The following is a 12,349-nucleotide window of genomic DNA, read 5'->3' on the forward strand; positions in this document are numbered from 1 at the left end:
TTTTATATTTCTTTTGAAGAGTTTTCTTATCTACATCACAATCAATCTAATTACAAATCTTTCGTTTAAATAAATAGTATATGAATTAACCGTCGATATTTTAAATAATATCATTATCAAAGAGTATAAGACTCTTTTTAAGTTTGTTAAAACTTAATGGGGATTAGTTAAAACGAAACACTTTATAGTTTTAAGTTTTATTGAAGAGAGGACGATGAATTGGTTGGGTAAATGATAAGTAATACACGTATGGTTTTTGTTTTTGTTGAGTTTAACTTTCTGGTATTTAGTGCTTTTTGAGTGTGTGGTTTCACTTTGTTTTTTTTTAACTAGAAGTAGCTAAAGTTAAAATTGTCACGTTTGTAATTAGTTCTCGTTTATTAATTGATTGTATGTTTATTAAATATAAATTTAAATAAGAAGTATTTAGCAATAATAATTAGATTATATTGTTACACATTTAAATCTAAAACTAATTCAAACACACTATGAAAAAAATATTTTGTGGTATTCTTTTAGTTGCATTCGCAGCATGTAAAAATTCAGAACCAGTAAATTATACGTTGTTTAAAGGAACTATTCAAAGTCCTAATAGTGAAAGAGTCATGATAATTGACGGAGATAATAACCTTGTTAAAGAAATGAAAGTTTCTGAAGCTGGTGTATTTGCAGACACTATTTTTAATGCCAATGGTTATTATACTTTTAATGATGGTAAAGAAGTAGCAACCGTTTATCTAAAAGATGGATATGATATCGATTTGAGTTTAAATACGAAAGAGTTTGATGAAAGTATTAAGTTCTCTGGAAAAGGAAGTGAAGCTAACAATTTTTTAGCTCAAAAATTATTGACTAGAGAAAAAATGGGGTCTATGGCTGACTTATATTCTTTAGAAGAAGCAGCATATTTATCTAAAATGAATGAGTTTAAAGGATCTTTAGAAAAATCATTGGAAACTGCTGAAGCTGATTTTGCTGAGAAAGAAAAATTGAATATCAAATATGAGCACCTAGGTCATTTGTCGCAATATCAGTCTGCTCATCGTTATTTTGCTAAGAAGCAAGATTTTGAAGTATCTGAATCATTTCCAGATCCTTTTGAAGGAATAGATTTAAATAATGAAGAACATTATAAAGAGTTTAATGCTTTCAAACGTCTTGTGGGATCTAATTTTGCAAAAAGCGCAAGAGAAAAGGCAGCAAAAGATAGTATTTCTTACGAAAAAGCATCTATAGCTTATTTAAAAGAGTTGAAAAGCGAAGTAATTAAGAATGATATTCTTTTAGGATTAGCTGATCAGGTAAGTATAATGAATCCTAATTCAGAAGAACTTTATAAAGCAATTATGGAGATTTCTACTGATGAGGATTTAAAAGCTAGATTAACAAAACAATACGATTTAATTTTAAAGTTAGCGAAAGGTAAAGATTCTCCAACTTTTGAAAATTATGAAAACAACGCAGGTGGAACTACTTCATTATCTGATTTAAAAGGTAAATATGTATACATAGATGTTTGGGCTACTTGGTGTAAGCCATGTATTGCAGAAATTCCTTCTTTAAAGAAAGTTGAAGCACAGTATCATGATAAAAACATTGAGTTTGTGAGTATTTCTATCGATGTTGAAAAAGATCATGATTTATGGAAACAAATGATAAAGGATGAGAATTTAGGAGGAATACAGTTATTTGCTGATGCTAACTGGGGATCTAAATTTGCTGTTGATTATCAAATTCAAGGAATTCCTAGATTTATTTTAATTGATCCAGAAGGAAAAATTGTGAATTCATTTGCGCCAAGACCATCTGATGAAAGGTTAGTAGCATTGTTTGATGAGTTAAAAATCTAATCATTATTATATACTAATTAAGTATTTAATAATATATAATCAGGGATCTAGAAAATTATCTAAATCCCTGATCTTTTCAAACTAAACTCTTTTATCCAACTAATACTTACTACTTAATCAGTTATTACAAACTTTTTAATCGTGTTCTTCGTTTTCAAAAAGTAAATTCCTGCTGGGTATCCTTTCAAATTAATATGTAAACTGTTTATGTTTTCTTTAGAAAGGTGTTTATCATACAATGTTTTACCTGTTATATCATAAATTAATACTCTTTCCAAATACGAATCGTCCTCGTTTACTACAGTGATAGCCGTTTTAGTCGGGTTTGGATACAGTTTTAGATGATCTGTTAGTTCTTGAGTTTTGGCAGTTGCTGCGTTAAAATTATATCCCTTAACATAAATTTTAATAGGTACTGCACTTGGAGCAGCAGTAGAAATACGATTAGAAATATACTCGGTGAAATTAATATACGTTCCTCTACCATCTGTAAAACTTTTTCTTCCTTTTAAAAATTTATTAATAATGTTTTGTTTATTTTTAAAAGTGTAATGTCTCACTAAATCAGCAGTGTTGTTTCTCGGAGAACGATTACCAAAATCATTTGTTCCACCTTGATCGGTAACTTTACCTCTGATGTTAAATTTAAAGTCGTTTTTATTAAGATCTATCAGGTCGTCCATATTGTTAGCTTTTCTAAAAGATACTTTATAACTAGGGTCTACCTCTTTATTCATGACTTTAATAATGTTTTTAGGGTCGTTTTTATAAGGTTTGTAATTTTTAGGACTATTTATCCAGTTAACTTTGTTGAAAATAAACTGAGCTTTAGAATCTGATTCATTTACTACAACTCCTCTTTTTTTCCAATTATAAAAGTTGGTATTATTAAAACTTAAATTATCATTACCAATATGAATAAGTAGGGGAGTGTTATTGCTGGAATTGGTGTTTACAGAATGAATTTTAGAATTATTGATTAAATACCCAAAATTAGAAGAAATATAAATTCCGAATGTGTAGATATTCCATCCCACCAAATTATCAATAACAGAATTGACTCTATGGTATGCGCCAGATTTGTTTCTTGTTTGCGACTTAAAAGTCTGTTGTGCATTAAATACAACGTTATTTTCAAATCGAATAAATGGCGCTAAAGTCCTTGTGATTTCTTCATCAAAAGGAAAAGGGTTTGCTTTTCCTGAAGCTTCATAAATACTAGTGTTTACTTTATCAGCTACCAATACACGATCGCCATTACCTTGGTAATTAAATCCTATTTGAATAGCAGCAGCAACATTATCAACCATTTCTACAGCTCTTCCTTGTAAACAGTATGCTTCAGGTAACTTAAAATCATCGTCAATAATATTTCTTAAATACCTTTTCATAGGAGCACTAAAACGTTCGTTATTAATAAACGGAACTGTAATGTCATTTTTTTCGCCAGTAACAAAATTGTGTTGCCATATTCCTGTTTCCGAACCACTTTCGGCTACCATTCCGCCGCCTTCTATATCTAATATAACGTTGTCAGAAAAATCGGCATGACTATCATGATGAACCATACCCCAACCAGGAGATCCCCAAACAACATTTCCTTTGGCAAGTACCATTTGTTCACTGTTAGCACCTCTTAACGTTTTATGAAAATGCAAGGCATATCTTCCTCTTTGATTTTCAATAAGAGAAGGATTTGTTTCTAATTCATTTTTAAAGTTAGGTAAGCGAACATCTTTTCTACCATCTTGATTAGTGATAACCTTAGGAATACCAATTTTCAAATCATCTAACATGTTACTTTTATCGGTTCTTCCTAAATCTTTAAACTGCGCATTTTGTACTCTAACATCGCCATTAAACATAAACATTACATGACCACGCCTTGTAGGATTGTTTTGTGTACTGGTGTGATCTGATCTAATAATTACGTTTCTAGTTAAATTACCAGTATAGGTAAAATAGTCAGTGCCGCTCAGATTTACACCTTGATGGCTATACTTTGTTTTTTTGTTAAGAGTAATAGTGTTTCCTGAGATTGCTTTGATGGCAAAGATTTCACTCTCTCCTTTATTTTTGGTACCTGCAACGAGTATTTGATCGCCAACTTTCCAACCACTCGGAGTTTCTTTTAATGAAATGCTATTGGCTCCTTTAGATATATTGTTTGAACATTCTGAAAAGCTTAACTTCTTCTGCCCGTTAATACGCACTTGTCCATGACTCATTAATGCTAGTGTAGCTTGTTTTGGGTCCCATTTATAACGTCCTAAAACACCAGGACCGTCAGAAGGTAAGTTTTTACCAAAATGATCTTTTACAATATTACCATCTGTATAATGATTTTTGGCAATACTGTTCCATTGAGCACCTGCTATTTGACCATTTTTTTTCTTATTAATGTTAAAAGCTTTTAGTACAATTTCTACCGTACTGTGTTCAGGTTTTCCTGCCCAAATTCTAAAGGAAGAATTTTTACCAGCCATAAAAGAATCAACAACTAGTTTAATAGGAGTGAAGGGTTGTCTAATAACAAATCCGCCGTCTACCCTTATGGCAAAAACATGTTCAGAACTATTGAGGTCATATTGAACAGTAATTCCTTCAGGAATAAAAACAATAGAAGCGAGTCCTGGTACTCCTTGACCAGAGCTCCAAGTAGTTGAATCAGACCATTTACCATTTTTAACAGCAATGTGTGTTGCGGTGTTTTCTGGAATTAGGTTTTGAAATTGTGAAATTCCAAGTAAGGGAATTAAAAAAATGAAAAATGAAATGATTTTTTTCATAATTAAAAAATTTAAAAGGTTAATAGGGTTTATATGTTATAATAATTTGTGTTAAGCCTTTTAAAACACGGTTTTAAGGTTTTTGGGTGTTAAAAAGATTAACAGCCTAAGAAATCATTACTACAATTTGTAAGAATTACAGCGTAATGTTTTTAGAAAAGAATTGAAATTATAATAAGTATAAGCTTGGTTTAGTTATTGAAAAAGAGAGTTATTGGTTGATTTTTTAGGTTGATTTATTCTCTTGTAACTAAATTTAAATAAACTTTAAACTTGGGGGTAAAATTCAAAATCTGTTAAATTATTATGTTTCAAAATTACCTTTTTACAATGCAAAAAAACATGTTCTTGGAGTATATAAAAAGTTAACAGTTAGGTATATAAAATGTATACAGAGAGTCTTGTATATTAAGTTTTTGAAGAAAAAATATCAGTATGTATGATAAAAGTATTAGTTGAACGAAAACGATTGAGAAGGCTGTTTGTTTTTTAATTAAAATTATAGATGTAATTGTTTTAGCTTAAATTAGAGGTTTAAAACCAAAATAGTTTATTATGAAAAAACTTTTCTTTATTGTAGGTATTCTGATTTCATTTAAAAGTATAGCTCAATCTAATGCTGAAACTACACAGTATTTTTTAGTTCGTCATGCTGAAAAGCAGGTAGATGGAACTAAAAATCCGCATTTAACAAAAGAAGGGTTTAAGAGAGCAGCTCAGTGGGCAAATGCATTGAAATATTATAAAATTGATGCCGTGTATGCTACAGACTATTATAGAACAAAAGAAACGGCACAACCAGTGGCAAAAGCAAATAATGTAACAATAACATCTTATCATCCACATAATATTGATTATAAGAAATTCATGTCTGACACCAAAGGAAAAAAAGTAGTGGTAGTTGGGCATAGCAATACCATACCTAATTTTGTAAATAAATTAATTGGAAAAGATAAATACAAAGAACTTTCGGAAAAAGTGTACGGAAATTTCTATATAGTAACGCTTAATAAAGATGGTAGTATTAATGATATTGTTTTAAATTTTTAGTAATTTTTAAACAAAAACACTAAACCCCACAAGTTTTAAACTTGTGGGGTTTTAGTTTAGGTATATAAAATTATTCAACCTTAATAATATAAAACTAATACCTATGAGTTTTTATTTTTCAATAACTACTTGTTTAGTAGTAGTTCCGTTTGAAGTGTTTATTTTGAAAATATACATTCCTTTTGGAAGGTCAGTATGTAAATCGTAATCTAAAACTCCGTTTTCAGTTTTTACGTTGTTTACTTTTTGAACTAAAGTTCCATCTAGTCTAAATATTTGTAAACCTACATTAGAGTCTTTAACTGTTTCTACTTTAATATGTACATCTCCGTGATTTGGGTTTGGATAAATAGAAACCTTTTCTTTTGGAAGACTCTCTCTTTCTAATCCAATAACATCATCATCAATAGAAATCAATCCTTCAGGCATGTGACATAATTGTTTAGATACTGGAGATTGCGTTCCATCAGCACAAACAGCCACTACTTGCCATACAAAACAACTACCTTTTAATTTACTAGATAAAGTTACACTGTTAGTAGCAGTTTGAATTGGAGCGATAGAGATTCCATCAGCACAACATCTAACGTTAATTCTGCTTGGAGAGCTTACAATGTATGATACAGCTCCAGGAACAGGATCCCAAGTTAAAGTACCGTTGTAGTTTTTAAGATTTATAGGTGCTTGTAAATCATCACATTTTTTTTCACACTCATAATAGAATTCAGTTTCGTAAGTACATACTCTATCGTTTGTAGAAGGAATTTCTACAGATACTGCATATGCTGTATTTACATTTGCAATTCGTGTGTTTTGGTTAGGGTATAAACCATCACTCCAAGTAATTGAATTAAAGTTAGTAATTAAGTTACCGCTACCATCTACTAATTGCATAATATAAACTCCAGACTCACATGGATCACATTCTCCAACTTTTACAAGTTTAATTTCTTCTTTACATGGAGGAATTTGACATATGTTAAGATCAGAAAGTGTAACTTCTATTTGTGGGTTTGGTGCAGCTGGATTACTTGGAGCGAACCAAATATTACTAAAGTTACTTGATGCAGTAAATGTAAATTGGTACGTTTGAGAACCATTTCCATTACTCCAAATATTCTGACTCATAATTTGTTGATTAGGAGTTGGTACTGCAGGCAAAGGATCTCCGGTACCACCTTGAACAGCGTTGATAGTATTAGGCGTTAAAAACACATTCATACTAGAGTTAGCATTAGGAAGTGCTCCATTGTTTGTTTGTGCATTTAAGGTAAAAGAAATACAGTACTCTACTCCTTGTACAAAATTGTGTCCTGAATAGTTAACACCTTCTCCATAGATTTGGTTGTTAACACTGTATGACCACATCCAAACAGAGTTAGTTCCCCAGCTTGGCGTACCGTGAGAAACACTCCATTTTCCGCTAGTACTTATAGCAATACTTTGGCAATCTCCATCTTTACATTGTTGAGATTGAATAGCTAAAAAGCTCAAAAATAAAATAACGAATAGTGATATTTTTTGTTTCATGGTTTTGTTTAATTAGTTAATTTACCTACTCTTTTTTTCGTTTTTCGGTTGCCACGACTTTTTAAATTTTATTAATAGATAGGGAGATCAATCCTATGAGCAATTGCTTGTTTCACCTTTAGGAGTATTGTTTTGTAAAAAGGTTATCCTCTTTTTTTATTTTTTTTGAAAAAAGCGTAAAAAAGTTTTTATATGCTTTGTTTTTAGGGTTTTGAGAGATGTAGTGTGGTTGAATTATACAAGTTTAAATCAATAATGTAAAGGCAATTGTTGATGTGACAAAAGCTTGAAGTAGTAATGTAATGGCGATTGTTGGAGTCACAAAAGCTTGAAACAGTAATGTAATGGTGATTGTTGATGTGACAAAAGCTTGAAGCAGTAATGTAATGGCGATTGTTGATGTTACAAAAGCTTGAAACAGTAATGTAATGGTGATTGTTGATGTGACAAAAGCTTGAAACAGTAATGTAATGGCGATTGTTGGAATGACAAAAGCTTAAAGCAGTAATGTAATGGCGATTTTTGGAGAGACAAAAGCCTAAAACAGTAATGTATTAGAAATTACATGATCTGTAAAGAAAGTATTTAAAACTTGTAATTTTTTAAAACGGTTTCAATGAAGTCAGTTCTTAGTAATACTGTTGTTTTTGGAATAACTTTAATTGCAAAACCCAAGTTAGTGTATATTTCTAAGAGTAACTTGTGTAACTTTTGGGCTTCTTCAAAAGATTGAAGTCGTTGAGCATCTTGAATATAAATTTCTTCCCAAGGCTCTAATAAAAAAACGGTTGTGTGATAGTATTTTTGATAATTGAAGTCTGTGAATTTATCATCTATTTGATAATTGTTCAATTTCAAATAGGCAATATTATCAGCCAAACCTCTGTCTACAAAAGTTATGGTGTTTGCTATGCTATTTAACTCCTCAAGTGTTTTTTCATATACTAAGTTTGTAAAGCCAACGACATCTTGCCAAGGAGTTTTATTACCGTTTATTTGTTGTTGGTTTGTAATAACTCTTCTAGATACTTCTTCAAAACAAGTGTACTTATGTGTACGTAAAGCATTAATAAGTGTTGTTTTTCCTGTTCCGGGAGCACCTGTTATGATGAATCGTTTCATTGCAATAACTAAATTTTTAAATAGGATTATACAATTTATCTACCTTTTTAAAATCAATTGTATTGTCAATTCTATAAAAATAATTCAATTGCCATTTTTGAGTTTTTTCAGCTTGTTTATTAGTAGTAGTGTCCCATTCAGGATAAACTCTAAATCCTCTTTTCCCATCTTTTTTTTGTGTTGATATGATTCCCTTTTTAATTAGTATAGACTTAGGGAAAACAAATTGACCTAATTTATTTTCTAATTGAACGTTTATAATATAAAAATCGATAAGATCAGATTCATGAAAGGGGGCTATAGTTCCATCGTTACTTCGTTTCCAAAATGTTACAAATTGACCTACTTTTTTAGGAGTAATTTTTGAGTTTCTACTAATAATATGTTTTTTATTAAGTTTAAAACTACAAGCATGATATTCTGTACTTTCTAAGTCAGTTTTAAAATCTGAAATATCAAAATTACATTTATCGAAAATACTTTTCTTTATCCTAACTAAGTTACTGTCCATTATTTATATATTGAAAATTTATATTCAATTATATTAAAGAAGAAACAAAACTATTGAAAATAGCATAAATAGTTAACAGCAATACAAAAATAAATGTGCTACTATGATTAACATCTGCCACTTGTTTAAATTCTGAAGCTTCTAAAATTCTTTCATTAGTACCAATAAAAGGTTTGTCAACTAACTTTCCATGATAATAATTTGGTCCTCCAAAACGACAATTGAGAATAGCAGCTAACGCAGCTTCAGGATATCCAGCATTTGGGCTAGAGTGGTTTTTACCTTGTTGCCAAACGAATTCAATTTTATCTAAAGTAAAAGTAACTAGTAACATTAAAATAGCGGTTAAACGAGCAGGTAGGTAATTGAAAAGATCATCTAGTTTGGCTGCAAATTTTCCAAAATTGATGTATCTATCATTTTTATAACCAATCATTGAGTCTAGTGTATTTACCATTTTGTATAGCATAGCGCCAGGCACTCCAAATAAAGCATAATAAAATAATGGGGCAATAACTCCATCACTCAAGTTTTCAGACAAGGTTTCAAAAACAGCTTTTATTATTTCTTGTGTATTTAAATTGGTGGTATCTCTACCTACAATCCATGAAAGGCGCTTTCTTCCTGTTACAATCCCTTTGCTTAATTCAGAAAATACAGCAGCACCTTCTTCAACTAAACTTTTATTGGCTAAAGCGTAAAAAAGAAAAATAGTATCAAATATAATTTGAGCGATAGGATAGGAAGTAAGTAGTGTTCTTACATAATAGAAAAACAGAAAAGTACCTGTGGTTAATAAAAGTGTAAGTATGGCACCTTTTAAAAAACGTGATTTATTTTTGTTTAATTTTCTTTCACCGAAATAAATAAGGTTTCCAAACAAACGAATTGGGTGTGGTAACCATCTAGGATCTCCTAAAAGTAAATCGAGTACATATGCCAAGGGCAATGGTAATATATATGTTAGAAATTCCATTGTTTGAGGGCATTGATTAATAATTGATTTTTTTTTGGTGTTTGACTAGCAACTCTAATGTAATGAGCGTTTAAGGTTCTAAAATTTGAAGCATCTCTAATGAGTAGCTGATAGTTGTTAACTAAGTATTCTTTTAATTCTTTGGCTTTAGGTTGCTTTAACTGAATTAAAAAATAAGATGTGTTTGAAGAAAATACCTTAAAACCATCAATATTATCGATTTGTTTTTTTAATGCAGTAGTATTTGCAAAACAAGTTGTAAAATCAGGATATAACTTATTGTAATTTTTAAAAATAAAACTAGCAGCATGCAATGCCATACTATTAACATTCCAAGGCATTTTATGGCTGGCTAATTTTTGTATAATATTAGGACTTCCTATTACATAACCTAAACGTAATCCAGGAATACAAAATAGTTTGGTTAGCGATTTTATTAAAATGATATTATGATGTTTAGCAACTAAATCAATACAAGAGATAGACGAACTGGTAAACTCCACATAGGCCTCATCAATAATAAAAAGTGTGTTGGGGAAATTTTGAAGAATCTGTGCTATTTCTTCAGGAGTATTTTCAAAGCCGTCCGGATTATTTGGATTACAAATAAAAGCGATGTCAGTGTTAAATTGATGAGTATTTATAGATTTTCGATCAATAAACTCCATTTGTAATTTATTAACCTTCGATGCTAATTCATATTCTGAAAAGGAAGGCGTACAAATAGTAACTGAACTGCTATGAAATGTATTGGTAACTAAATAAAAAGCTTCCGTAGCACCATTGGTAACTAGTACCGATTCAGGAGGTAGCTGATGGTGTTGTGTTATAAGTTCTATAATTTCCTCAGCATTTGGCGAAGGATAGTTTTCAATGCTGGTTATGGCTTCTTTTAAATGATTGGTCAATGTCTCTGGAGTACCTTTGTACCAAACATTTGAACTAAAATTAGCTTTAAAAGTTGTTTGTTTATATCTGTGTAAATCATCTCCATGTCCGTAGTCAATACTCATTTCTTAGGTTTTTTAGCTTTATCCTTCAATATTCATATCCTTTAATATTGCCTCAATGTCAATATGTTTTTCTAAATGAGCGGCTAACTTATCATAATTTTCTTCTTTATAAGCTTGATAATCGAAAGTAGTTTGAGAGGTTGTAGAGGTGTCAAATTTAGATAACAGTTCATCTATAATTAAAGAATTATCAAAAATACCGTGAATATAGGTTCCCCAACAATTTTCAGATTGATAGCCTTCTGGTTTTTGATCAATAATATTTAAATGCTGTTGATTTTCAAAGGAAGTAACTCCCATATGAATTTCGTAACCAGTACATGTTTCAGAGTTTTCTTTGAATTGGAAATTACATTGTACAGTCGTTTTTTTATCTGCTAAAATAGTGTGTGCAGGAATAATACCAAGTCCTGGAATTTCATGAATATCATTTTCTACATGATGAGGATCGGCAATAGATGTACCCAACATTTGAAATCCACCACAAATACCCACAACCATTTTATGATTATCGTGAGCATTTAAAATAGTTTTAGCAAGTGTAGAGTTTCTTAAAAATTGCATGTCTGCAATGGTGTTTTTACTACCAGGAATAATAATAATATCTGCTGTTTCAAGATCTTTAGGGTCTCTAGTATAAAATAAATGCACTCTTTCATCTTTTTCTAATCTATTAAAATCAGTGAAATTTGAAATGAAAGGGAGTAATACTACAGCAATATTTATAGTGTTTTCTTGTGAATTTTTATGTTTTTTTTCTAAGCCAAGAGAATCTTCATCTTCAATGTAAATGTCTTTGGCAAAAGGGACTACACCCAGTACAGGAACATTTGTGAGTTCTTCAATCATTTTTCGTCCCTCTTCAAATAGAGAGATATCTCCTCTAAACTTATTAATAATAATTCCCTTAATTAGTTTACGTTCTTCATCGTCTAACAAAGCAATGCTTCCATACACGCTGGCGAAAACACCACCTCTATCTATATCAGCAACTAAATAAACATTTGCATTGGCAAATTGTGCCATTCGCATATTAACAATATCACGGTGTTTTAAATTTAATTCGCTGATACTTCCTGCTCCTTCTAAAACAATAGGACTATAGTTGCTTTCTAATTTTTTAAAAGACTTTTTAACTTCTTCAAATAAATGTTGTTTGTTGTTTCCTAAAAAGTAAGAGCGAGCTGTTTGATCGCCAATAGGTTTTCCGTGTAAAACAACTTGAGATTTGTTAGCGCCAGAAGGTTTTAATAATACAGGATTCATTTCTGTACTACAATCGATTCCTGCTGCTTCTGCTTGTACAGCTTGCGCTCTACCTATTTCTAATCCATCTTTGGTAACATAGCTGTTTAAAGACATGTTTTGTGCTTTAAATGGGGCAGGAGTGTAGCCTTTTTGTTTAAAAATACGGCACATACCAGTAACAATAATACTTTTTCCTACGTCAGAACCAGTACCAACAAACATAATCGGTTGTAATACTTTAGTCATTTAATTACAATTAT

9 protein-coding genes are annotated in these 12,349 nt (G+C 30.7%); 2 read left to right on the plus strand and 7 right to left on the minus strand.

Annotated features, from left to right (window positions below):
- The first annotated feature begins 488 nt into the window (after nt 1-488).
- A complete protein-coding gene (locus EYW44_RS04875) occupies nt 489-1,850 on the plus strand; it encodes a TlpA family protein disulfide reductase (protein ID WP_132722553.1) in 1,362 nt (453 codons plus the stop codon).
- Between the two features lie 113 nt (nt 1,851-1,963).
- Here the strand turns inward: EYW44_RS04875 and EYW44_RS04880 are convergent, their stop codons facing one another.
- Nucleotides 1,964-4,639 (minus strand): T9SS type A sorting domain-containing protein, encoded by a 2,676-nt coding sequence (locus EYW44_RS04880; RefSeq protein ID WP_132722554.1) that lies wholly within the window; start codon nt 4,637-4,639, stop codon nt 1,964-1,966.
- A 555-nt stretch (nt 4,640-5,194) separates the two neighbouring features.
- Here EYW44_RS04880 and EYW44_RS04885 point away from each other — a divergent pair.
- Nucleotides 5,195-5,689: a SixA phosphatase family protein gene (locus tag EYW44_RS04885; RefSeq protein ID WP_132722555.1), complete on the plus strand. Its 495-nt coding sequence runs from the start codon at nt 5,195-5,197 to the stop codon at nt 5,687-5,689.
- Between the two features lie 111 nt (nt 5,690-5,800).
- Here EYW44_RS04885 and EYW44_RS04890 read toward each other — a convergent pair whose 3' ends face one another.
- The 6 genes from EYW44_RS04890 to EYW44_RS04915 all read right to left on the minus strand — a co-directional run bounded on the left by EYW44_RS04890 (nt 5,801) and on the right by EYW44_RS04915 (nt 12,335).
- On the minus strand, nt 5,801-7,219 hold the full coding sequence (locus tag EYW44_RS04890; RefSeq protein WP_132722556.1) for a T9SS type A sorting domain-containing protein: 1,419 nt from the start codon (nt 7,217-7,219) through the stop codon (nt 5,801-5,803).
- A 585-nt stretch (nt 7,220-7,804) separates the two neighbouring features.
- Nucleotides 7,805-8,341 carry an AAA family ATPase gene (locus tag EYW44_RS04895; protein ID WP_132722557.1) on the minus strand — a complete coding sequence of 179 codons (537 nt, stop codon included), beginning with the start codon at nt 8,339-8,341 and terminating at the stop codon, nt 7,805-7,807.
- A gap of 16 nt (nt 8,342-8,357) precedes the next feature.
- The gene (locus EYW44_RS04900; protein WP_132722558.1) at nt 8,358-8,852 is read right to left on the minus strand and encodes a MepB family protein; all 495 of its coding nucleotides are present in this window, start codon (nt 8,850-8,852) and stop codon (nt 8,358-8,360) included.
- Nucleotides 8,853-8,880: 28 nt separating this feature from the next.
- A complete protein-coding gene (cbiB, locus tag EYW44_RS04905) occupies nt 8,881-9,828 on the minus strand; it encodes an adenosylcobinamide-phosphate synthase CbiB (protein WP_132722559.1) in 948 nt (315 codons plus the stop codon).
- Nucleotides 9,816-10,841 (minus strand): pyridoxal phosphate-dependent aminotransferase, encoded by a 1,026-nt coding sequence (locus tag EYW44_RS04910; protein ID WP_132722560.1) that lies wholly within the window; start codon nt 10,839-10,841, stop codon nt 9,816-9,818. Before EYW44_RS04910 ends, cbiB begins: the two co-directional genes overlap by 13 nt.
- Nucleotides 10,842-10,859: 18 nt before the next feature.
- Nucleotides 10,860-12,335, minus strand: coding sequence for a cobyric acid synthase (locus EYW44_RS04915; RefSeq protein ID WP_207893747.1), 1,476 nt, complete (start codon nt 12,333-12,335; stop codon nt 10,860-10,862).
- Nucleotides 12,336-12,349 lie beyond the last annotated feature (14 nt).

It is taken from the genome of Tenacibaculum sp. M341 (assembly GCF_004337695.1).
Classification (GTDB): domain Bacteria; phylum Bacteroidota; class Bacteroidia; order Flavobacteriales; family Flavobacteriaceae; genus Polaribacter.

Bases quoted from the DNA above. Each gene is read 5' to 3' on its own strand.
- EYW44_RS04875 (WP_132722553.1), top strand. From the start codon at position 489: ATGAAAAAAATATTTTGTGGTATTCTTTTAGTTGCATTCGCAGCATGT.
- cbiB (WP_132722559.1), bottom strand. From the start codon at position 9,828: ATGGAATTTCTAACATATATATTACCATTGCCCTTGGCATATGTACTC.
- EYW44_RS04910 (WP_132722560.1), bottom strand. From the start codon at position 10,841: ATGAGTATTGACTACGGACATGGAGATGATTTACACAGATATAAACAA.
- EYW44_RS04915 (WP_207893747.1), bottom strand. From the start codon at position 12,335: ATGACTAAAGTATTACAACCGATTATGTTTGTTGGTACTGGTTCTGAC.
- EYW44_RS04890 (WP_132722556.1), bottom strand. From the start codon at position 7,219: ATGAAACAAAAAATATCACTATTCGTTATTTTATTTTTGAGCTTTTTA.
- EYW44_RS04900 (WP_132722558.1), bottom strand. From the start codon at position 8,852: ATGGACAGTAACTTAGTTAGGATAAAGAAAAGTATTTTCGATAAATGT.
- EYW44_RS04895 (WP_132722557.1), bottom strand. From the start codon at position 8,341: ATGAAACGATTCATCATAACAGGTGCTCCCGGAACAGGAAAAACAACA.
- EYW44_RS04885 (WP_132722555.1), top strand. From the start codon at position 5,195: ATGAAAAAACTTTTCTTTATTGTAGGTATTCTGATTTCATTTAAAAGT.
- EYW44_RS04880 (WP_132722554.1), bottom strand. From the start codon at position 4,639: ATGAAAAAAATCATTTCATTTTTCATTTTTTTAATTCCCTTACTTGGA.